The 20,202-nt window shown below is 62.5% G+C and carries 19 protein-coding genes, 1 tRNA gene and 1 riboswitch; of the genes, 10 read left to right on the top strand and 10 right to left on the bottom strand.

What is annotated here, in order from left to right; genetic code table 11:
* The first annotated feature begins 13 nt into the window (after positions 1-13).
* The 6 genes from ilvN to pbpG all read left to right on the top strand — a co-directional run bounded on the left by ilvN (position 14) and on the right by pbpG (position 7,414).
* Positions 14-505, top strand: a complete 492-nt coding sequence (ilvN, locus tag BLQ85_RS02920; protein ID WP_007869681.1) for an acetolactate synthase small subunit — start codon at positions 14-16, stop codon at positions 503-505.
* Positions 506-632: 127 nt separating this feature from the next.
* A complete protein-coding gene (gene ilvC, locus BLQ85_RS02915) occupies positions 633-1,649 on the top strand; it encodes a ketol-acid reductoisomerase (protein WP_074574639.1) in 1,017 nt (338 codons plus the stop codon).
* A 245-nt stretch (positions 1,650-1,894) separates the two neighbouring features.
* Positions 1,895-2,707: a CDP-diacylglycerol--serine O-phosphatidyltransferase gene (gene pssA / locus BLQ85_RS02910; RefSeq protein ID WP_074574637.1), complete on the top strand. Its 813-nt coding sequence runs from the start codon at positions 1,895-1,897 to the stop codon at positions 2,705-2,707.
* Positions 2,708-2,879: 172 nt separating this feature from the next.
* Complete coding sequence (gene leuA, locus BLQ85_RS02905) at positions 2,880-4,580, top strand: 2-isopropylmalate synthase (RefSeq protein WP_074574635.1); 1,701 nt, start codon at positions 2,880-2,882, stop codon at positions 4,578-4,580.
* A 27-nt stretch (positions 4,581-4,607) separates the two neighbouring features.
* Entirely contained in the window at positions 4,608-6,146 is a 1,539-nt protein-coding gene (locus tag BLQ85_RS02900; protein ID WP_074574633.1) for a 2-isopropylmalate synthase, read from the top strand.
* Positions 6,147-6,349: 203 nt separating this feature from the next.
* Entirely contained in the window at positions 6,350-7,414 is a 1,065-nt protein-coding gene (pbpG, locus tag BLQ85_RS02895) for a D-alanyl-D-alanine endopeptidase (RefSeq protein WP_074574631.1), read from the top strand.
* A gap of 54 nt (positions 7,415-7,468) precedes the next feature.
* Here pbpG and BLQ85_RS02890 read toward each other — a convergent pair whose 3' ends face one another.
* The 4 genes from BLQ85_RS02890 to BLQ85_RS02875 form a co-directional block, all read right to left on the bottom strand.
* Positions 7,469-8,248 (bottom strand): IclR family transcriptional regulator, encoded by a 780-nt coding sequence (locus BLQ85_RS02890; RefSeq protein ID WP_007869695.1) that lies wholly within the window; start codon positions 8,246-8,248, stop codon positions 7,469-7,471.
* 73 nt (positions 8,249-8,321) lie between these two features.
* Positions 8,322-9,107: an arginyltransferase gene (locus BLQ85_RS02885; protein ID WP_074574629.1), complete on the bottom strand. Its 786-nt coding sequence runs from the start codon at positions 9,105-9,107 to the stop codon at positions 8,322-8,324.
* Positions 9,104-9,871, bottom strand: coding sequence for a leucyl/phenylalanyl-tRNA--protein transferase (aat, locus tag BLQ85_RS02880; RefSeq protein WP_074574627.1), 768 nt, complete (start codon positions 9,869-9,871; stop codon positions 9,104-9,106). Before aat ends, BLQ85_RS02885 begins: the two co-directional genes overlap by 4 nt.
* A gap of 186 nt (positions 9,872-10,057) precedes the next feature.
* Positions 10,058-10,133, bottom strand: a tRNA-Asn gene (locus BLQ85_RS02875).
* Positions 10,134-10,340: 207 nt separating this feature from the next.
* On the opposite strand from BLQ85_RS02875, the gene BLQ85_RS02870 reads away from it, so the two are divergent.
* Positions 10,341-11,384 carry a glycosyltransferase gene (locus tag BLQ85_RS02870; RefSeq protein WP_083336710.1) on the top strand — a complete coding sequence of 348 codons (1,044 nt, stop codon included), beginning with the start codon at positions 10,341-10,343 and terminating at the stop codon, positions 11,382-11,384.
* 33 nt (positions 11,385-11,417) lie between these two features.
* Here the strand turns inward: BLQ85_RS02870 and BLQ85_RS02865 are convergent, their stop codons facing one another.
* Positions 11,418-12,179 (bottom strand): class I SAM-dependent methyltransferase, encoded by a 762-nt coding sequence (locus tag BLQ85_RS02865; RefSeq protein ID WP_083336709.1) that lies wholly within the window; start codon positions 12,177-12,179, stop codon positions 11,418-11,420.
* Positions 12,180-12,392: 213 nt separating this feature from the next.
* Here BLQ85_RS02865 and thiM point away from each other — a divergent pair, with 213 nt between their 5' ends.
* Genes thiM through thiD form a run of 3 tightly spaced genes read left to right on the top strand, consistent with a single transcriptional unit; the run spans position 12,393 to position 14,739 of the window.
* The gene (gene thiM / locus BLQ85_RS02860) at positions 12,393-13,226 is read left to right on the top strand and encodes a hydroxyethylthiazole kinase (RefSeq protein ID WP_074574621.1); all 834 of its coding nucleotides are present in this window, start codon (positions 12,393-12,395) and stop codon (positions 13,224-13,226) included.
* An 11-nt stretch (positions 13,227-13,237) separates the two neighbouring features.
* Positions 13,238-13,897, top strand: coding sequence for a thiamine phosphate synthase (gene thiE, locus BLQ85_RS02855; RefSeq protein ID WP_074574619.1), 660 nt, complete (start codon positions 13,238-13,240; stop codon positions 13,895-13,897).
* Positions 13,894-14,739, top strand: coding sequence for a bifunctional hydroxymethylpyrimidine kinase/phosphomethylpyrimidine kinase (gene thiD, locus BLQ85_RS02850; RefSeq protein WP_074574616.1), 846 nt, complete (start codon positions 13,894-13,896; stop codon positions 14,737-14,739). Before thiE ends, thiD begins: the two co-directional genes overlap by 4 nt.
* Here the strand turns inward: thiD and BLQ85_RS02845 are convergent.
* The 5 genes from BLQ85_RS02845 to cysD all read right to left on the bottom strand — a co-directional run bounded on the left by BLQ85_RS02845 (position 14,723) and on the right by cysD (position 20,189).
* The gene (locus tag BLQ85_RS02845) at positions 14,723-16,036 is read right to left on the bottom strand and encodes a purine-cytosine permease family protein (protein ID WP_074574614.1); all 1,314 of its coding nucleotides are present in this window, start codon (positions 16,034-16,036) and stop codon (positions 14,723-14,725) included. The two genes, thiD and BLQ85_RS02845, sit on opposite strands and share 17 nt — an antisense overlap.
* Positions 16,037-16,092: 56 nt before the next feature.
* Positions 16,093-16,206, bottom strand: a riboswitch (TPP riboswitch).
* Positions 16,207-16,313: 107 nt separating this feature from the next.
* Entirely contained in the window at positions 16,314-17,417 is a 1,104-nt protein-coding gene (locus BLQ85_RS02840) for an NAD(P)/FAD-dependent oxidoreductase (RefSeq protein ID WP_074574612.1), read from the bottom strand.
* A 72-nt stretch (positions 17,418-17,489) separates the two neighbouring features.
* Positions 17,490-17,819: a ferredoxin FdxA gene (gene fdxA / locus BLQ85_RS02835; protein ID WP_007869720.1), complete on the bottom strand. Its 330-nt coding sequence runs from the start codon at positions 17,817-17,819 to the stop codon at positions 17,490-17,492.
* A 103-nt stretch (positions 17,820-17,922) separates the two neighbouring features.
* Complete coding sequence (locus BLQ85_RS02830; protein ID WP_074574610.1) at positions 17,923-19,233, bottom strand: sulfate adenylyltransferase subunit 1; 1,311 nt, start codon at positions 19,231-19,233, stop codon at positions 17,923-17,925.
* Entirely contained in the window at positions 19,233-20,189 is a 957-nt protein-coding gene (gene cysD, locus BLQ85_RS02825) for a sulfate adenylyltransferase subunit CysD (protein WP_074574607.1), read from the bottom strand. The genes BLQ85_RS02830 and cysD overlap by 1 nt, the downstream gene beginning before the upstream one ends.
* Between the last annotated feature and the right edge of the window lie 13 nt (positions 20,190-20,202).

The raw sequence follows: 20,202 nt of genomic DNA, 5'->3' as shown, positions 1-20,202 counted from the left end.
GAGGAATCTTCTTATGAAACACATCATTGCAGTTTTGCTGGAAAACGAGCCGGGCGCTCTTTCCCGCGTGGTCGGCCTGTTTTCAGCGCGCGGTTACAACATCGAAAGCCTGACCGTCGCCCCTACCGAGGACCCGAGCCTGTCGCGCATGACGATACAGACCACGGGCTCCGACGACGTCATCGAGCAGATCACCAAGCACCTGAACCGTCTGATCGAGGTGGTCAAGGTGGTTGACCTGACCGAGGGCGCCTACACCGAACGTGAGCTCATGATGGTCAAAGTGCGCGCGGTCGGCAAGGAGCGCGAGGAGATGAAGCGCATGGCTGATATATTCCGCGGGCGAATCATCGACGTCACGGAGAAGAGCTACACCATCGAGCTGACCGGCGACCAGTCCAAGAACGATGCCTTCCTGGAAGCCATAGACCGCAGTGCCATCCTGGAGACGGTGCGAACCGGCTCCAGCGGCATAGGCCGCGGCGAGCGGATTTTGCGGGTTTGATTTAAGTCGTCCGTGCGCGCGTTTCGACAGGCTCAACGCGAACGGATTTTGAGTGGCGATATGCGTTTACCGTTCGCCCTGAGCCTGTCGAAGGGCATTTTCGCCAATACCTATTCTGGAGAGAAAAATGAAAGTTTTTTACGACAAAGATTGTGATTTGAGCCTGATCAAGGGCAAGACGGTCGCCATCATCGGCTACGGCAGCCAGGGCCATGCCCACGCGCAAAACCTGAACGACAGCGGCGTCAAAGTGGTCGTCGGCCTGCGCAAGGGCGGCGCTTCCTGGCCCAAGGTCGAAAAAGCCGGCCTGAAGGTCGCTGAAGTCGCGGAGGCGGTCAAGGCTGCCGACGTGGTCATGATTCTGCTGCCCGACGAGCAGATCGGCGCGGTCTACAAGAACGACGTGGCCCCCAACATCAAGCAGGGCGCTTCCCTGGTGTTTGCCCACGGTTTCAACGTGCACTACGGCGCCGTGATTCCGCGCGCCGACCTCGACGTCTGGATGGTCGCCCCCAAGGCGCCCGGCCACACGGTGCGCAACACCTACACCCAGGGCGGCGGCGTGCCTCACCTGGTGGCGGTGCACCAGGACAAGTCCGGCAAGGCCCGCGACCTGGCCCTGAGCTACGCCATGGCCAATGGCGGCGGCAAGGCCGGCATCATTGAAACCAATTTCCGCGAAGAGACCGAAACCGATCTGTTCGGCGAGCAGGCCGTTCTGTGCGGCGGCACCGTCGAACTGATCAAGGCCGGCTTCGAAACGCTGGTGGAAGCCGGCTATGCGCCCGAAATGGCCTACTTCGAATGCCTGCACGAGCTCAAGCTGATCGTCGACCTGATCTATGAAGGCGGCATCGCCAACATGAACTACTCGATCTCGAACAACGCCGAATACGGCGAATATGTGACGGGCCCCAACATCGTGACTTCGGCCACGAAGGACGCCATGCGCAAGTGCCTGAAGGACATCCAGACGGGCGAGTACGCCAAGAGCTTCCTGCTGGAAAACCAGGCGGGCGCGCCAACCCTGCTGAGCCGCCGCCGCCTCAATGCCGAACACCAGATCGAAGTGGTGGGCGAAAAGCTGCGCGCGATGATGCCCTGGATCGCCAAAAACAAGCTGGTCGACCAGACCCGCAACTGATGGGGAAGGCCCGCCAGGGCCTTGTCCTGCAAAAAGCCGCGCAAAGTTCCTGCGCGGCTTTTTTTCTGGGAAGCTCAAACTCGGGCGTGTTCCGGAAATTTATGGGTTGCCGATCTTGGTATCCTTGGCGCCTTGGACCGGCAATTGAAAGCCCCTGGCGGGCGGGCCGGCTTCCCTGTGGTGTCCTCGGATGCTATGATTTTGATAGCTATTTGCGCGCACCAGCTGTGCTTCAGGAGTTTTTTATGCATGATGGCGAAGAATCCGCGGGTAACGACCAGGAGGTCGTGATACGCAAGCGCCGCAAGGGCATTTACATATTGCCCAACCTTTTCACGCTGGCCGCCTTGTTTGGCGGCTTTTACGCCATCGTCATGGCGATGAACGGGCGCTTCGACCAGGCCGCCATCGGCGTGTTTTGCGCCATGGTGCTCGACAGCCTGGACGGGCGCGTCGCCCGCATGACCAATACGCAGAGTGCTTTTGGCGAGCAGATGGATTCGCTCTCGGACATGGTGTCTTTCGGCGCCGCTCCGGCCCTGATTGCCTATGTCTGGGCTTTAACCAGCTTGGGTCGCTGGGGCTGGATAGGCGCGTTTGTGTACTGTGCCTGCGCCGCGCTGCGCCTGGCTCGTTTTAACGTGAACACGGCGGTGGTCGACAAGCGCTTCTTCCAGGGCCTGCCGTCGCCGGCCGCCGCGGCCCTGGTGGCCGGCTTTATCTGGCTGATGACTGATGCCGGCATCAGTGGGATGGAAGTGCGCTGGGTCACTTTCGGCCTCACGCTTTACGCGGGCCTGACCATGGTCACCAATGTGCCGTTCTACAGCTTCAAGGACGTGCAGATGAAGCGCAGCGTGCCTTTCGCGGCTATCGTGCTGATTGCCCTGGGGATCGCCGTGATCAATATCCACCCGCCTACCGTGATGTTCGGCCTGTTCGTGCTTTATGGCCTTTCGGGCTATGTGCTGTACGGCTGGCGCAAGGCCAAGGGCCTGCAGACCAGCGTGATCTCGACGTCCACCGACGAACCGGACGAACGCGGCCTCCACAAATAATTGTGGTACATTGACCAGATGAAACAAATTTCGCTAGCACTACTGCTATCTGCCAACGGGCGGAGACGGTAGCGCACGCGTACACCTGATTCAACGGCCCGTTTGCACCAGCAACGGGCCGTTTTTCTTTGGGTTGCTGGTTCTTGATTTCGGATTTCGAGAGAGGAAAACCATGTTGAAGCAACCTGCCAGCAAATATGCCGCCTTCGCACCCATTGGCTTGCGCGACCGTACCTGGCCCGACGCTGTCCTTACACAAGCACCCGTTTGGCTCAGCACCGACCTGCGTGACGGCAACCAGGCGCTGATTGAGCCCATGGACATAGCACGCAAGCTGCGGATGTATGGGCAGCTGCTGCGGATCGGCTTCAAGGAAATTGAGGTCGGTTTTCCGGCCGCGTCGCAGGTTGAGTTCGATTTTGTCCGCCACCTGATCGACAACAACATGGTTCCCGACGATGTCACCCTCCAGGTGATGACGCCCGCCAAAGAGCCCTTGATACGCCGCACCATGGAAGCGGTGGCCGGCGCCAAACGAGTGATCGTGCACCTGTACAACGCCACCTCGCCCTTGATGCGCGAAGTGGTCCTGGGCATGGATCCGGACCAGATCGTGGAATTGGCGACCAGCCATGCGCGGCTGATTCAGGATCTGGCGCGCACCCAGCCCGATACGCAGTGGATTTTCCAGTATTCGCCCGAGCATTTCTCTGGCACCGAATTGGCGTTTTCCAAGCGTGTGGTCGATGCGGTCACCGAGGTGTGGCAGCCCACGGCCGAACGTCCCTGCATCATCAACCTGCCGACCACGGTGGAGCATTCGACCCCCAACGTTTTCGCCGACATGATCGAGTGGATGCACCGCCACATCGCCAGGCGAGACGCGGTGGTGTTGTCGGTGCACCCGCACAACGATCGCGGTACTGGTGTGGCGGCCGCCGAATTGGCCTTGATGGCCGGCGCGCAGCGGGTTGAAGGCTGTTTGTTCGGCAACGGTGAGCGCACCGGCAACCTCGATATCGTCAATGTGGCGCTCAATCTGTACACCCAGGGCGTTCCGCCCAATCTCGATTTCTCCAGCATCGACGAGATACGCCGCACGGTGGAGCATTGCAACCAGCTGCCGGTGCATCCGCGCCACCCCTATGTCGGTGAGCTGGTCTACACCTCGTTCTCCGGCACCCACCAGGACGCCATCAAAAAAGCCTTCGCCGTTCAAAAAGAAGGCGCCGCCTGGGCCGTTCCCTACCTGCCCATAGACCCGAAGGACTTGGGACGCAGCTACGAGGCGGTGATTCGCGTCAACAGCCAGTCGGGCAAGGGCGGCATCGCGTATTTGCTGGAAAGCGAATACGGCCTCGAATTGCCGCGCCGGCTGCAGATCGAATTCAGCCAGGCCGTGCAGTCAGTGATGGACAGCGAGGGCAAGGAATTGACGGCGCAAGATCTCTGGCAGTTGTTTCAGGACGAATACGGCATGGCCGGCGCCGCGGCGCCGCAGGTCCAGCAAAGTGTGTCGGCGGACGGCGTGGCTTTGACGGCCCAGGTGCAAATCGCCGGCCAGACGCGACAGATTGCGGGGCAGGGCGCCGGGCCTATCGAGGCCTTCGTCAACGGCTTGAACGCCGCGCTGGGCACCACGGTGCGCGTGCTGGACTACCATGAGCACGCCCTCGGCTCCGGTGCCGATGCCCGCGCCGTGGCCTACCTGGAATTGCGCGTCGACGAACGGCATACGGTGTTTGGCGTCGGCATGGACGCGAATATCGTCTCGGCGTCCTTGAAGGCCATCCTGTCCGGATGGCAACGCGCGCAAATGCGCAAGGCTTCGAGCGAAAATACGTCTTGCGCCGCTTTGGCCTCGTCCAACTAAAAAATCTTCAGCTTCAGGAGCCTCACCATGACCGACAAACTCATTATTTTCGACACCACCTTGCGCGACGGCGAGCAGTCGCCCGGCGCCTCCATGACCCGGGACGAAAAGCTGCGCATCGCCCGCCAGTTGGAGCGCCTGAAGGTCGACGTGATCGAAGCCGGCTTTGCCGCCAGCTCCAACGGCGACTTCGAGTGCGTCAAGGCAATCGCGGAAGTCGTCAAGGACTCCACGGTCTGCTCGCTGGCGCGCGCCAATGACAGGGACATTTCCCGTGCCGCCGAGGCCTTGAAACCGGCCGCTTCCGGGCGCCTGCACCTGTTCCTGGCGACCAGCCCGCTGCACATGGAAAAGAAGCTGCGCATGACGCCCGACCAGGTGTTCGAGCAGGCCAAACTCTCGGTGCGTTTTGCCAAAAACCTGATGGGCGATATCGAGTTCAGCCCTGAAGACGGCTATCGCTCCGAGCCCGATTTTCTGTGCCGCGTGCTGGAAGCCGTGATCAAGGAGGGCGCGACCACCATCAACGTGCCCGACACCGTGGGCTACGCCATCCCCGAGCTTTACGGCAACTTCATCAAGAACCTGCGCGAGCGCATTCCCAACAGCGACAAGGCCGTCTGGTCCGTGCACTGCCACAACGACCTGGGCATGGCCGTAGCCAACTCGCTGGCTGGCGTGAAAATCGGCGGCGCGCGGCAAGTGGAATGCACCATCAACGGCCTGGGCGAGCGCGCCGGCAACTGCTCGCTCGAAGAAGTGGTGATGGCCGTCAAGACCCGCAAGGACTATTTCGGCCTGGAGCTGGGTATAGACACCCAGCACATCCTCGCGGCCAGCCGCATGGTGAGTCAGACCACCGGCTTTGTGGTGCAGCCGAACAAGGCTGTAGTCGGCGCCAACGCGTTTGCGCACGCCTCGGGCATCCACCAGGACGGCGTGCTCAAGGCGCGCGACACCTATGAAATCATGCGCGCCGAAGACGTGGGCTGGAGCGCCAACAAGATCGTGCTGGGCAAGCTGAGCGGGCGCAACGCCTTCAAGCAGCGATTGCTCGAGCTCGGCGTCGCCATGGAGAGCGAGGCCGACATCAACAACGCCTTTGCCAAATTCAAGGAACTCGCCGACCGCAAGAGCGAAATTTTCGACGAAGACATCCTGGCGCTGGCCAGCGATGAAAGCGCTTCCCACGACAACGAGCAGTATGGCTTTGTGTCCCTGTCGCAGCACAGTGAAACCGGCGAACGCCCCCAGGCCTGCGTCGTGTTCACGGTGGCCGGCAAGGAAGTCAAAGGCGAGTCGGACGGCAACGGCCCCGTGGACGCTTCCCTCAAGGCCATCGAATCACACGTCAAAAGCGGTGCCGAGATGGTGCTTTACTCTGTGAACGCCATCAGCGGGTCGACGGAAAGCCAGGGGGAAGTGACGGTACGCCTGCAGAACAGCGGTCGGGTTGTCAATGGGGTAGGCGCCGATCCGGACATCGTGGTGGCCTCGGCCAAGGCCTATCTGAGCGCCCTGAACAAGCTCCAAAGTAAAGCTGATCGGGTGGCCGCGCAGGGTTGATGTAACAATTCGGAAAATAAAGTCGTTTAAATTCAACGACTTGGCGCCGAGTCTGGGTGCAAATCGGGAGGCTAGGCGGAAAAATCGCACGAATTGAGTGTATTTTTAGGAAAGTCACGCAAGTTTTTGATATTGCGTGACTTTTTCTATTTGTATACACTCCAGCCATCCCATCATTGCAATCCACGCAGGCAATATTCACCATGTCTCATCAGATTTTCAATCGCGCATTAAAAATCGTTGGATTCGTGGCTTTGATAGCCGCCTTTGCAGTGCCCGCCGCCAATGCGGCGACCGCCAAAAATACCATTGTCAAAAAGCAGCATGCCTCTTCGAAGGCGTCGGCTTCCAAAAAAGTTGTCTCCACGCGCAAGAGCGTACGTTTTGTTGCAGCTACCAAGCGCCGCGGCATCATCCGCGCTTCGGTGCCGGCGAAACCGTCTTTCGGGCAGATCGCCGGCTTGCACAGCGCGCAGGATCCACTCGAACTCAAGTCCAGCGTGGCACTGGTGATTGACCAGGACACGCGCGAAGTGCTGTTCAGCAAGAACGACCATGCGGTGCTGCCTATCGCGTCCCTCACCAAACTGATGACCGGCGTCATCATCAGCGGCGCCAAGCTGCCCATGGACGAGATGATCACCGTGACGCAGGATGACGTGGACACCGAAAAGGGCAGCAGCTCGCGCCTGAAGGTCGGCACCACGCTGACCCGCGGCGAACTGCTGCACCTGGCTCTGATGTCTAGCGAAAACCGCGCGGCGCATGCCCTGGGCCGCACCTATCCCGGCGGTATGGCCACCTTCGTGAGCCTGATGAACGCCAAGGCCAAGATGCTGGGCATGACCGACACCAGCTACGTGGAGCCCACGGGCCTGTCCAGCCGCAATCAGTCCAGCGCGCAAGACCTGGCAACGCTGGTCAATGCCGCCCACGGCGACCCCATGCTGCGTGAACTGTCGACCTCCACCGGCTACCAGGTCGCCGTCGGCAGCCGCACGCTGCAGTACAACAATACCAACCGCCTCGTGAAGAACCCCGATTGGGACATTGGCCTGCAGAAAACCGGCTACATCTCCGAAGCCGGCCAGTGCCTGGTCATGCAGACCAAAATTGCGGGCCGCAAGCTGATCATGGTGTTCCTGGATTCCGCCGGCAAGCTGAGCCGCCTGGGCGATGCCGAGCGCGTGCGCCGCTGGGTGGAGTCCAATCCGGTGACCGAGCCCAAGGTCAACGTCAGCGCTTCGGCCAAACAAGCCAACGGCTGAGTATTTTCGCCGCGGGCAACGCCAAAGGCGGCTCTCTTTCTTCTGTCTTCTTTCTTATTTGGGCCTGTAGCCCAGCGCCGCTGAAATCTCATTGGCCGTTGCCTGCAGTTTGGGCAGCCAATGCTCGTCGAGCCGGTCCGCCGGCGCCGAGATCGACAAACCCGCCACCAGCTTGTTCTGGTCGTCATAAATGCCGGCGGCCATGCAGCGCACCCCCAATTCCAGCTCCTCATTGTCGCGCGCGATGCCGTACTGGCGCGCCTTGGAGAGTTCGCGCTCGAGCACCGGCAACTGGGTGATGCTGTTGCGCGTCTGTCCCGACAGCCCGGTACGCGTCGCATAGGTGCGCAGGCGCTGGGGATCGTCAAAGGCCAGGAACAACTTGCCCACGGAGGTTAGATGCAGCGGCGCGCGGCCGCCTATGGCGCGCACCACCTGCATGCCGGAGCGTTCGCTGTAGGCGCGCTCCACGTACACGATTTCGTCACCCTGGCGCATGCTCAGATTCACCGGCTGCTGCGTGATCTTGTGCAACTCGCGCATGGGGATCAGTGCCGCTTCGCGCACATCCAGGCGCGCCTTCACGAGGTTGCCCAGTTCGAGCAGGCGCATGCCCAGCCGGTAGCTGCCCGCCGCGGGGCGGTCGACAAAACGTCCGGTGGCCAGGTCGTTCAGGATGCGGTGGGCCGTGGAGGGGTGCAGGCCTGATTTTTCGCTGATTTCCTTGAGCGACAAGGCCTCCTCGCGGTTTGCCAGGATTTCGAGCAAGGTGAACATTCTCTCGATGACCTGAACGGTCGGTGTGGCGGAAGGGGCGGAGTCGGGCTTTTTCATGTGCAGGCTTTCTGCTGCAAATTTTACCCTGTGAAATGCAGATGCGTCTGGTGACGCATGCGGGGCGGCGGGCTCAGGCCGGGTCGGGATGTTCGCTGGCGCCCGGGCTGGCAGCTGCAGGTGTTGTGGAGAGCACCCAGCGGCCGCTCAGCAGTACTTCGTTGGGTTTGAACCCCGCCTTGTAGTTCATCTTGGGGCTCTCGGCGATCCAGTAACCCAGGTAGACATAGGGCAGCTCCAGGCGCCGTGCCTGCTCGATCTGCCAGAGCACGCTGTAGTTGCCGTAGCTCGCGCGGGCGTCAGGCTCATAAAAAGTGTAGACCGCCGAAATGCCGTCTTCCAGCACGTCCAGGATGGACACCATCTTGAGCGCGCCCGGCTCGCCGTTGGGCAGGGTTTCGCGGAACTCCACCAGACGTGAATTGACGCGGCTTTGCAGCAGGAACTGGGTGTACTGGTCGATGCTGTCATGGTCCATGCCGCCGCCGGCGTGGCGGCCGTTCTGGTAGCGCAGGTAGAGCTGGTAGTGCTCGGGCATGAAGCACAGCTTGAGGATGCGGGCGTGCAGCGCATGGTGCCGCTTCCAGGCGCGGCGCTGGCTGCGGTCCGGGCTGAAGAGCTTGACGGGCACCCGCAGCGGCACGCAGGCCTGGCAGCCGTCGCAGTAGGGGCGGTAGGTGAACATGCCGCTGCGCCTGAAGCCGTTGGTCACCAGGTCCGAATAGGCGTCGTTGTGGATCAGGTGGCTGGGCGTTGCGACCTGCGAACGGGCCTGCTTGCCTGGCAGGTAGCTGCAGGGGTAGGGCGCCGTTGCATAGAACTGCAAGGTTTGCAGGGGCAAGTCTTTGAGGTGCGTCACGGTAGGTCTGTCATTCCCGTCGTCAGAAGCTGATTCCAGTATACGGGTTTGAACTCCCAGAGGGGTGCGGTTTTGTTCACGTTTGCGGCGAGATGGGAGACAAATTCCGCGCGGCTGATTTCACCCGCGCCAAGCGAGGCCAAGTGCCGGGTGTTTTGCTGGCAGTCGATCATGGCCATCTCGCGGGCGCGGCAAAAAGCTACCAGCGCTGCCAGCGCGATCTTGGAGGCGTCGGTCTGGTGGGCGAACATCGATTCGCCGAACACCATGAGGCCCAGGTTGACGCAGTAAAGGCCGCCGGCCAGCTCGCCGTCCACCCAGGTTTCCACGCTATGGGCATGGCCGGCCCGGTGAAGGCAGGTGTAGGCCTGCACCATGTCCGGGACAATCCAGGTGCCCGGCTGGCCCTCGCGGGGTTTGCTCGCGCAGGCATGGATAACCTGCTCAAAAGCGCTGTCAAAACGAATCTCGCAGCCGGTCTGCGCCTGGAAGCGGGTCAGCGTTTTGCGCAGCGAACGATGCAGCCTGAAATGTCGCGTCTGCAAGACCATGCGCGGATCGGGGCTCCACCACAGCGGTGGCTGACCCAGGCTGAACCACGGAAATATGCCTTGCGAATAGGCCTGTACCAGCGTGGGCACATCCAGCGCGGCGCCTGCAGCCAGCAGGCCGGGGGCGGGGTCGTGATGTCCCCAGGCTTGTTCAAGCGGCGGAAAGCTTTCTCCGGCGGCAAGCCAGGGGACAGGGCGCGGGAGTTTTCCCATGGCTTAAAAGCGCATGGGCATGAAACCGCGGAAACAGCAGGCCGGGAAGGGCATGCGCACATGGTAGCTGAGTGGGGTGCGGCGGCAAGGCCTGCAGGCGATGGCGCTGTGTGCGCGCCGAGCGTGCGGATTTGTACCGCGGAAAAAGAAATGGGCACCGCAAGGGTGCCCATTTCGGAAATTCACTGGCTCCTCAACCTGGGCTCGAACCAGGGACCTACGGATTAACAGTCCGGCGCTCTACCAACTGAGCTATTGAGGAATGAAGCCTTAAATTATAGCGTCAATTTTTGAACTTTTTAAGCCCCAGTTATTTATCAGGTGACTTCTTTGCGTTGGGGCATACAGACCCTCGTAGCGAGAGTGTGCTTTGCTATTTTATTGATAGCATTTTAGTTTCGCCAAAAGGGTTGGGCTTGCAAGTCACGTTGATCGTGCCTTTAGGCATGGTCGCGCGACGCGGTGTTCCATGCGGAAAGCCAACTCCTGGCCGGTGATAACCTACGCCAATATGCAGTCTTTCCAAACAAATCCTCCAGCCCGCAGCTGGGTAATCCGCAGAATCATTTTTAGAATTTTTTGGGCGTGCTGCGCTATCGCACTGGTCTCATGTTTGCTGTGGCAGAAGTATCTGCCGGCTGCGCTCATTTTCGCGGTGCTCTTGCTTACGGGGCTGATTTACCGTACTGCCGCGCGTTTTGCGGAAATTCCTCAGAATCTGGTCGACCCTGGTGTTGGTGCCAATGAAGCGGAGAAAAAGGACTCGTTGGTATCCGTCATCATCTGCAGCATTGATCCGGTCAAGTATGAGCTGGTGTGCGGCAACTTAAGAGAGCGTTTCGGTGATTCACCGTACGAAGTCATTGGCATACATGATGCCAAATCGCTGTGCGAGGGGTACAACAGAGGCATCGAGAAAAGCCGGGGCGATATTCTGGTTTTTTGCCATGACGACATAGAGATCATTTCGCCGAGTTTTTCCAGCTTGCTTCGCACGCATTTGCAAACCTTCGATGTCATAGGGTGCGCCGGTACGAGCCGGCTCAAGGATAGCAAGTGGATGAGCAGCGGTGACCCTTATGTCCATGGCGTGCTCGCCTATCCGGCCGCCAACACCTGGCCCAGTGATCTTTTTCATGTTTCGGTATGGGGCGGGGCAGAGCTGACGCAGATCAAGGGCATACAGGCACTAGACGGATTTTTTATCGCTGCCAATCGCCGTGTCGTCGATTCAGTGAGATTCGATGAGGAAACTTTTGATGGTTTTCACGGGTATGACACGGACTTCACTTACGCGGCTTTTTTGCGCGGCTTTGAAGTGGCGGTATGCAAGGACATCCTGATTGCCCATAAATCAACTGTCGGAGATTTTGAGGGTGTCTATAAAACCTACGCGAGCAGATTCCGGGAAAAATACAAAGATCGTTTGCCAAAAGAGGCAAGCGACGGCATGACCGAACAGGTGGATTTTCCCTATGTAAGCCATGCCCAGATGTTGAAGGTCTGGTTTTAACCCTTTATGGATTTGGCGAGGCAGGCCTGAGCGTTATCGGGGCTCGGCCCTGACAACATACTGAATGGGTATCGCATCCTCCGCCGCGGTTTTCGGATCCGCGCCTGCCAACCTCGCAAGCTGTTCGATGGCTGGAAGGAATTGATCCCTCGCGGGTTCGGGAAAAATAATTCTGGGGATGAATTCCGTGACCGTGAATCCCGTGTCATTAAACATTTCCAGGATGGTTTGCCTAGTGAAAAACCGCAAATGGGTTTTGTCCAGCAAGCCGCTTTCCTCGTAGCGGAAATCCCCCATGCTTAACCGGGCCTGGAGGGACCAATGCTGCGCGTTCGGAATGCAGGCTGCGATGCTGGCCCCCGGCGGCATGGCCGCGCGTACTTTGCGCAGGATATTCCAGGGATTTCTCAGGTGCTCAAGGCAGTCGCCGAAGATCCAGCAATCCCTGTCCGCGTGCTTGCTCCAGAATGCGTCGTCGGCATTCTCGATGTCCATGACCAGGGTTTCGTTGCAGTAGCGGTCCGCCAACTTGGCGTAATCAGGGTCTATCTCTACCCCGAAATAGTGGCAGCCCGGCGCTATTTTCTTGAACTCTCTTGCCAGGGCGCCGGAACTGCAACCCACCTCAATCAATTTTTTGGATCCCCAGGGGATGACCTCCAGAAGTTCCTGATTATGAAATTCGTGAATTGGGGTTTGGCTCATGGGTTTGGGCTTTGGAGTGAGATGTTCCTGCCGGGATGGCTTTTCGGAATTGATTTCGAAAAGCATAACGCAGGGCGTGCCGAAAATCATTCTAGGCGCCTCGTGCCGGTTTTAGGGGCGGGGGCTTCTGTGCCGGCAAAAAAACTGAAGCTGGAAACCTTGTAGCGTGAATTAGGCGCGGCTTATCCTGCGGCGAGGCGGCATCCGTGATAATTGCCTGACACGGCCCCGCAACCTTGGCGCGGGCCGAAGCCATCCTCGGCATTGCGCCGCCCGTCAGCATCGTTATCAGAGCAAGCGCACATGGCTTCCCATCTTTCTGTTGCAGATCTCTGGTCCGACCTCGCGTCGGTTCGCGAGCATTCGCCGCTGGTGCACTGCATCACCAACTTGGTGGTGATCAATTTCAACGCCAATGTACTGCTGGCCGCGGGCGCCTCGCCCGTCATGGCGCATGCCCATGAAGAGGTGCGCGACATGGCTGGCATCGCCCAGGCGCTGGTGCTGAACATCGGCACGCTGGACCCCTACTGGGTCGAGAGCATGAAGCTGGCCTTGGCGGCCGCCTCGGCGCGCGGGATTCCCTGCGTGCTCGACCCGGTCGGCGCGGGCGCCACGCCTTACCGCAACGCCGCGCTGGAGGCCCTCCTGGCCGTCGCCGCGCCCACGGTGGTTCGCGGCAACGGCTCTGAAATCATGAGCATGGCCGGCACCGCCGTGAAAACGCGCGGCGTCGACAGCGGGGCCGCGGCCGGCGATGCGCTGGATGCCGCGCGGGCATTGGCCGCCCGCACCGAGGGCGTGGTCTGCGTGAGCGGCGAGACCGACCATGTCCTGGATGCCGGCCGCCGCTGGGCCCGGCTTTCCAACGGCCATCCCTGGATGACCCGCATCACCGGTGTCGGCTGCTCAGCCACAGCCCTTATTGGCGCGTTTTGCGCGGTGCAGCCGGATGCCTGGCGCGCCACCACGGCGGCGATGGCCTTCCTGGGCCTTGCCGGCGAAGTGGCGGCGGAAAAAACCCAGGCGCGCGGCCTGGGCGTGGGCAGCATGGCCGTGCAACTGCTCGATGAACTGCAATTACTGGACAAGGCCACCTTCACTGCCCGCCTGAAGCTGGACGTGGCGAACGATTGAGGGACGAGGGCATGGCGCGGCTAAACCCAGAAGTCCTGCGGCTTTACCTGGTGACCGACCAGGCGCTGATGCGCGGCCGGCCCCTGGCCGACGTGGTGGCCGAGGCCGTGCAAGGCGGGGTCAGCTGCGTGCAACTGCGCGAAAAGCAGCTGGGCACGCGCGAATTCCTGGCCCAGGCCCTGATCCTGAAAGCACTGCTCGCACCCCAAGGCATACCGCTGGTCATCAACGACCGCATCGACATTGCCCTGGCTTGCGGCGCTGACGGCGTGCACCTGGGGCAGAACGACCTGCCGGCCGACGAGGCGCGCAAGCTGCTGCCGCCCAGCGTGTTCATAGGCTGGTCGGTCGAGTCCATGGACGACGTGCGGCAAAGCGCGGCGCTGCCGGTCGATTACCTGGGCGTGAGCCCGGTGTTTTCGACCCCCACCAAAACCGATACCAAAGACCCCTGGGGCCTGGAAGGGCTGGCCGTTGTACGGGCCGCCACCCGCCTGCCGCTGGTGGTCATAGGCGGCATCCATGCCGGCAACGCACGCGAGGTGCTGCGCGCGGGTGCCGACGGCCTGGCCGTGGTGAGCGCGCTGTGCGCCGCCGACGACGCGCGCGCGGCGGCGGCCGCGCTGAGGTCGCTGTGCGACCATGCCCCAGAACCACGGATAAGCCAATGACTGACACTCTCTTTGACCATGAATATCCCCGCGTCCTGAGCATCGCGGGTTCCGACAGCGGCGGCGGGGCCGGCATCCAGGCTGACCTTAAAACCTTCGCCGCGCTGGGCTGCTACGGCATGACGGCCATCACCGCCCTGACGGCGCAGAACACGCGCGGGGTGCGCGCCATCCACGGCGTGCCGCCGCAGATGCTGGGCGAGCAGATCGACGCCGTCATCGAAGACATAGGCGCGGACGCGGTGAAGATAGGCATGCTGCACGCGCCCGACATCGTGCAGACCGTGGCTGAAGCCATAGACCGCCACGCGCTGCCGAACGTGGTGCTGGACCCGGTCATGGTCGCCACCAGCGGCGCGGTGCTGATCGACAATCCGGCCATCGCGATGCTGGTGCGTGAGCTGTTTCCGCGCGCGATGGTCGTCACGCCCAACCTCGATGAAGCGGCGCTGCTGGTCGGCCGGCCGCTGGCCGATGAAGAAGCCATGCAGGCGGCGGCGCAGGAACTGCTGGCCCAAGGCGCGCGCGCCGTGCTGCTCAAGGGCGGGCATTTGCCCGGCGATGTGGTGAGCGACCTGCTGGCCACCCAAAGCGGCGAGCTGCACTGGATGCGCGGGCCGCGTATTCCCAGCCCCAACACCCACGGCACCGGCTGCACGCTGTCATCTGCAATCGCCGCCCACCTGGCCCTGGGCCAACCCCTGCTGGGGGCCGTGCAGCTGGCGCGCGCCTATGTGCGCGCGGCGCTGCAGGCCGGTGCCCGGGTGCGCACAGGCGAGGGCAGCGGGCCGCTGAACCACAGCCACGCACCCCTCGCGATGCGGCTCAAGCCGCTGCGCTAGCGCCGGAAGCGCCGGAGGAGTCGGAAGAGCCGGCGCGCGTGAGCCGCGCCAGGGTAAAGGTCAGCACCAGCGTCGGCAGCGCGGCGCCCCAGTCGGGCGCCAGCTTGGCGCACAGGTGGTAGCAGGCAATGCCCAGCAGCCAGATCGCGACGGCGCTGGGGTTTACCTTGCGTACGGCCACCAGCGAGGCGATATGGGGCGTGCCGGCCAGCCGAGCCAGGATCACGCCGTACAAGGGCACAAACACCGAACTGAGCATCAGCAAAAACGGCTCCAGGCTGTGCATGGGCAGCACCAGCGCCAGCGCGGTGCACAGCAGGGCCAGGCCCACGCCCCAGCGGCGCACGCTCCAAGCCGGCTTCAGGCTGTGGCCGGCCACCGAGCCCGAGTACAGGTCGCCGTAAGCGTTGTCGACTTCGTCGATCAGGATCAGCCCCAGCGCGAGCAGCCCGCCCTGCGCCAGCAGCAGCGCGGCGACCAGGTCGGTGCTGGGCGTCGTGACGGCCACCAGCACGCCCAGCGCGTAGCACCAGATGTTGGCAATCGCATAACCCAGCCAGGTGCCGCGCAGGGCGCTGTTGCCGTCGCGCCCATGGCGCGCGAAATCGGCCACCAGCGGCAGCCAGGAAACCGGCATCGCGATCACCAGGTCTAGCGCCGACAGCGTGCCCATGCCGCCCTCGCCGGGGCGGCTCCACAGCGCGGCCAGGCCCTGGCTGTTGGCCTTGGCCAGGAACTGCCAGCTCAGCCACAGCAGCGAGGCGATGACCAGCGGCAGCCCCCAGCGGCCTATGAATTTGCGCACCAGCCTGACCATGGAGCCCGACAGCAGCGCCAGCAGCACCGCGCCCCAGAGCAGGGTGGCCAGCAGGGGCCACACGGCGCCCGCAAAGCTGCCGGACTGGCGCGCGATGGCGATGGTGCCGTCGCGCATCACCACCAACTCGAAGGTGGTCCAGCCTATCAGTTGCACGATGTTGAGCAGCACCGGCAGGCGCGCGAAGCTGCTGCCGTAGGTCGCATGCATCAGCCCGGCGCTCGAAAGCCCGCTGTCGCAGCCGATCTTGGCGGTCCAGGCCAGCAGGCCCGCACCCAGGATGGAGCCGCAGACGATCACCGCCAGCGCTGTTTGTGTTCCCAGGGCCGGCACCAGGTAGGCGCCTATCTGCATGACCAGCAGGCCCACGCCCAGGCTGAGCCAGAGCGCGGCATGGTCGTTCCAGCCGAACAGGCGCTCGCCTGTAGGCAGTGGCGTGAGCGCGGTGTTGCCGGTGGCGGAGGTCGAGGGCGTGGTCATCAGCAGTTCCGATCTTCAATGCCAGGTCGGCCTGCTTGAAGCCCGCAAGCGCTGCGGACATCCGGAACATGCTTCCCTGCGCGAGGATTACCTCAAATCAGGTTCAAAGGGACTTTCTCAGCCGCCGCCGTTCGCAATCACGAACCGCGGCAACACCCCCAGCGAAAGCGCCCTTGCGGGCACAGCGCAAATTGTAGGATGGATTCGGGCTTGATTCGGGCCGCAGCAAAAAGCCCGCGCATGGCGGGCTCTTGGAGGGCACAGGGGCTGTCCCGGCTCAGTCGTCGAACACCGGCGACTCGACGCCCAGCACCTTGTGCAGTTTCGGGCTGGTCGTGGTGTATTGCAGGTGGATTTTTTTATCCGGGAAGATGAAGGGCGCCGCACCAAAGGCCGCCAGCGCGCACTCGTGGAAGCCGCTGAGGATCAGCTTTTTCTTGCCAGGGTAGGTGTTGATGTCGCCCACCGCGAAGATGCCCGGAATGTTGGTGGAGAACTTCTCTGTATCCACCTTGAGCTGTTTGCGTTCGATGTCCAGGCCCCAGTCGGCGATCGGCCCCAGCTTGGGCGACAGGCCGAAGAACACCAGCAGCAGGTCCAGCGGCACCACGCGCGTGATGCCGTCGGAGCCGGTGACCTTGGCGCCGGTGAGCCGGCCTTGCTTTTCTTCGTAGCCCGTGACCTGGCCCACGATGAACTGCATCTCGTAGGCGTCGCAGAGTTCACGCATTTTGGCCACGCTGGCGGGCGCGGCCTGGAAGCCGTCGCGCCGGTGGACCAGGATCACGCTCTCGGCCTTGTTCGGGCCCTCGGCCGCGAAATTCAGCGCCCAGTCCAGCGCGGAGTCGCCGCCGCCCACGATCACCAGGTTTTTGCCGGCAAAGTCGGGCGGGTTCTTGACACGGTAGAACAGCTGGCTGCCGTCAAACTGCTCCAGGCCGTCGACGCGCAGCAGCTTGGGCTGGAAGGCGCCTACCCCCGCCGCGATAAAGATGGTTTTGGTCAGGAAGCGCGTGCCCTTGGAGGTCTCGACAAAAAAGCGGCCGTCCTGCTGCCGTTCGACCGTACTGACTTCCTGGCCGAAATGAAAGGTCGCACCGAAAGGCTCGATCTGCTTGAGCAGGTTATCGGTCAGTTCCTTGCCGGTGCACATGGGCACGGCGGGAATGTCGTAAATCGGCTTGTCGGGGTAGAGCTCTATGCACTGGCCGCCGGGGTAGGCCAGCGAGTCGATCACATGCGCCTTGATCTCCAACAGGCCCAGCTCGAACACCTGGAACAGTCCCACGGGCCCGGCGCCCACGATCACCGCATCGGTTTCGATGGGGCCGTCGTGCTCGGCTGCGGTGTTGATCACTTCTTGGTTCAGTTGGGGTTCCATGGTTCCTGGGGCGCCCGGCAAGGCGCATGGCGGGGCCCGGCAAGGGCCTGGGGCCGGCGGCCCCGGGTCGGCTTAGCGGATCAATTCGGACAGTTTGCCCGTCTTGTCTTTCCATTCCTCGGCGTCGGGCAGGGCGTCCTTGCGCTTGGTAATGCTTTTCCAGCCCTCGGCGCGGCTCAATTCCACATTGAGCTTGATGAAGGCGATCTGGTCCGCCGGCACGTCTTCCTCGGCGTAGATGGCGTTCACGGGGCATTCGGGGATGCAGACGGCGCAGTCAATGCACTCGTCCGGATCGATCACCAGCATGTTGGGGCCTTCGCGGAAGCAGTCCACGGGGCAGACATCCACACAGTCGGTGTATTTGCAGCGGATGCAGGATTCGGAGACGATGTGGGTCATGTTTTTTCTAGGCTAGTCGGTGGAAACCCTCGATTTTAAGAGGTTTCCGCCAACAGGGTTATCAAAGAACGCGAAGCGCGGGCTGCTTCGCGTGAAGGCCGGCTCAAAGGACCAGCGCCGCGCCCGAGGTTCTGTGCGAGGCCGTGTCCACCAGCACCAGCGAGCCCAGGATGCGCGAACGCGCATAGGGCAGGGTGGCCAGCGGCTCCTGCAGGCTCAGCTCGATGTGGCCGATGGCGTTGGGTGGCAGCTCGCCGGCGTCTTCCTCGGCCAGGGTGTTTACGTCGAGCTTGTGCACGATGCGCTTGACCTTGGCCTTGACCCAGCGGTGGCCATGCAGCGTCCAGTAGACGCGGCCCGCGACCAGCGGCTCGTCGTCCATCCAGGCCACGGTGGCCGAGATTTCGCGCGAGGGCTCGAAGCTGTCCACGGCCAGCAGCCAGTCGCCGCGCGACACGTCGACTTCGTGGTCCAGCACGATGCCCGCGCTGTGGCCGGCCAGTATGGTCTTGGGCTGGCGCGTGTGGTCCAGCACCTGGGCCACCACCGCCGTCTTGCCGCTGGGAAGGATGGTCACGCTCTGGCCAGGCTGCACGCCGCCGGTGGCGACACGGCCCCAGAAAACGCGGCGGCCCTGCGAGGTGTCCGACGAGGACGAGAATTTTTCGACCCATTGCACCGGAAACGAAAAGGCTTCGGTGCTTTCGGCGGCCGTGACGGGCAGGTGTTCCAGCAGCTGCAGCAGCGACAGGCCTTCATAACCGCACCAGCCGGGCTTGGCGTCGACCACGTTGTAGCCCTTGAGGGCCGACACCGGCACGGTTGCCTTGACCGGGATGCGCGCGGCCTTGGCGAAGGCCGCCAGGGCGGCGGTTATGTTTTTGAAGGCCAGTGCCGGGTCTTCCACGGCGTCCAGCTTGTTCACCGCGAACACGATGGAGGGCACGCGCAGCAGGTTGACCAGCAGCGAATGGCGGCGGGTTTGCTGCAGCAGCTCCAGCGAGGGGTTTTTCCAGTGCAGCTTGGTGGCGTCGACCAGCACCACCGCGGCGTCGGCGCTGGAGGCGGCCGTCACCATGTTGCGGGTGTACTGCTCATGGCCGGGCGCGTCGCCAATGATGAACTTGCGGCTTTCGGTGGCGAAGTAGCGGTAGGCCACGTCGATGGTGATGCCTTGCTCGCGCTCGGCCGACAGGCCGTCAGTCAGCAGGGCCAGGTCGGTCTCGCCGCCGCGCTGCACGCCGGCCAGGTGGTCCTGCAGCACCGCGCGGCTGTCCACCAGCAGGCGGCCTATCAAGGTGCTTTTGCCGTCGTCGACCGAGCCGCAGGTGATGAATTTCAGCGCCGGCTTGAGGTCGTTCTGGCCGGGGGGCGCGAGTTTCACGTCGCCGGCGGTCAAATCAGTCGTGCTCATCAGAAATACCCGTCTTTCTTGCGCTTTTCCATGGAGGCGTCGGAGGTCTTGTCGTCCATGCGCGTGGCGCCGCGCTCGCTCACGTCGGCGGCCAGTGTTTCAATCACGATCTCGGCGGCCGTGGCGGCCGGGCTGTCCACCGGGCAGGTGCAGGTGATGTCGCCCACAGTGCGAAAACGCACGGTTTTTTCCACCACCTGTTCGCCGTCGCGCGCGGGGGTCAGCTCGGTCACCGGCACCAAGAGGCCCTTGCGCTCGACCACCTTGCGCTGGTGCGCGTAGTACAGCGAGGGTAACGCGATTTTTTCGCGTTCGATGTACTGCCACACGTCGAGCTCGGTCCAGTTGGAGATCGGGAACACGCGGAAATGCTCGCCGGGCTGCAGCCGGGTGTTGAACAGCGTCCAGAGCTCGGGGCGCTGCGCCTTGGGCTGCCACTGGCCGAAGCTGTCGCGGTGGGAAAAAATGCGCTCCTTGGCGCGGGCCTTTTCCTCGTCGCGGCGTGCGCCGCCTATCAGCGCGTCAAAGCGGAATTCGTCGATCGCCTCCAGCAGCGTGACCGACTGGTGCACATTGCGCGACTCGCCCGGATGGGCCAGGCGCACGGTGCCGCGTTTCATCGAGTCCTCGACATTGCGCACGATCAGCTCGGCGCCCAGTTCCTTGGCGCGGAAATCGCGGAAATCGGTCACTTCATGGAAGTTGTGGCCGGTGTCAATCATCAAGAGCGGGTAGGGGATGCGGCCCACGCCAAAGGCCTTTTCGGCGCACTTGAGCATCACCAGCGAGTCCTTGCCGCCCGAAAACAGCAGGGCCGGGCGCTCGAAAGCCGCGGCCACTTCGCGCAGGATGAAGATGGTTTCTTCTTCCAGCGCATCGAGGTGGGAGTTTGACAGCCGCGCGATGGAGGTCGCCGGGTCGGCTGGCAGCAGATGGGAGGGTGTGCGGGCGTTCATAGGTCTGCGGGGT

It is taken from the genome of Polaromonas sp. JS666 (assembly GCF_900103405.1).
Classification (GTDB): Bacteria; Pseudomonadota; Gammaproteobacteria; order Burkholderiales; family Burkholderiaceae_C; genus Polaromonas.
Note: the sequence above shows the minus strand (reverse complement) of the source record. Positions and strands in the feature narration are given on the sequence as shown.

Coding starts and splice junctions, on each gene's coding strand:
- ilvN (WP_007869681.1), top strand. CDS start 14: ATGAAACACATCATTGCAGTTTTGCTGGAAAACGAGCCGGGCGCTCTT.
- ilvC (WP_074574639.1), top strand. CDS start 633: ATGAAAGTTTTTTACGACAAAGATTGTGATTTGAGCCTGATCAAGGGC.
- pssA (WP_074574637.1), top strand. CDS start 1,895: ATGCATGATGGCGAAGAATCCGCGGGTAACGACCAGGAGGTCGTGATA.
- leuA (WP_074574635.1), top strand. CDS start 2,880: ATGTTGAAGCAACCTGCCAGCAAATATGCCGCCTTCGCACCCATTGGC.
- BLQ85_RS02900 (WP_074574633.1), top strand. CDS start 4,608: ATGACCGACAAACTCATTATTTTCGACACCACCTTGCGCGACGGCGAG.
- pbpG (WP_074574631.1), top strand. CDS start 6,350: ATGTCTCATCAGATTTTCAATCGCGCATTAAAAATCGTTGGATTCGTG.
- BLQ85_RS02890 (WP_007869695.1), bottom strand. CDS start 8,248: ATGAAAAAGCCCGACTCCGCCCCTTCCGCCACACCGACCGTTCAGGTC.
- aat (WP_074574627.1), bottom strand. CDS start 9,871: ATGGGAAAACTCCCGCGCCCTGTCCCCTGGCTTGCCGCCGGAGAAAGC.
- BLQ85_RS02870 (WP_083336710.1), top strand. CDS start 10,341: ATGCGGAAAGCCAACTCCTGGCCGGTGATAACCTACGCCAATATGCAG.
- BLQ85_RS02865 (WP_083336709.1), bottom strand. CDS start 12,179: ATGATTTTCGGCACGCCCTGCGTTATGCTTTTCGAAATCAATTCCGAA.
- thiM (WP_074574621.1), top strand. CDS start 12,393: ATGGCTTCCCATCTTTCTGTTGCAGATCTCTGGTCCGACCTCGCGTCG.
- thiE (WP_074574619.1), top strand. CDS start 13,238: ATGGCGCGGCTAAACCCAGAAGTCCTGCGGCTTTACCTGGTGACCGAC.
- thiD (WP_074574616.1), top strand. CDS start 13,894: ATGACTGACACTCTCTTTGACCATGAATATCCCCGCGTCCTGAGCATC.
- BLQ85_RS02845 (WP_074574614.1), bottom strand. CDS start 16,036: ATGACCACGCCCTCGACCTCCGCCACCGGCAACACCGCGCTCACGCCA.
- BLQ85_RS02840 (WP_074574612.1), bottom strand. CDS start 17,417: ATGGAACCCCAACTGAACCAAGAAGTGATCAACACCGCAGCCGAGCAC.
- fdxA (WP_007869720.1), bottom strand. CDS start 17,819: ATGACCCACATCGTCTCCGAATCCTGCATCCGCTGCAAATACACCGAC.
- BLQ85_RS02830 (WP_074574610.1), bottom strand. CDS start 19,233: ATGAGCACGACTGATTTGACCGCCGGCGACGTGAAACTCGCGCCCCCC.
- cysD (WP_074574607.1), bottom strand. CDS start 20,189: ATGAACGCCCGCACACCCTCCCATCTGCTGCCAGCCGACCCGGCGACC.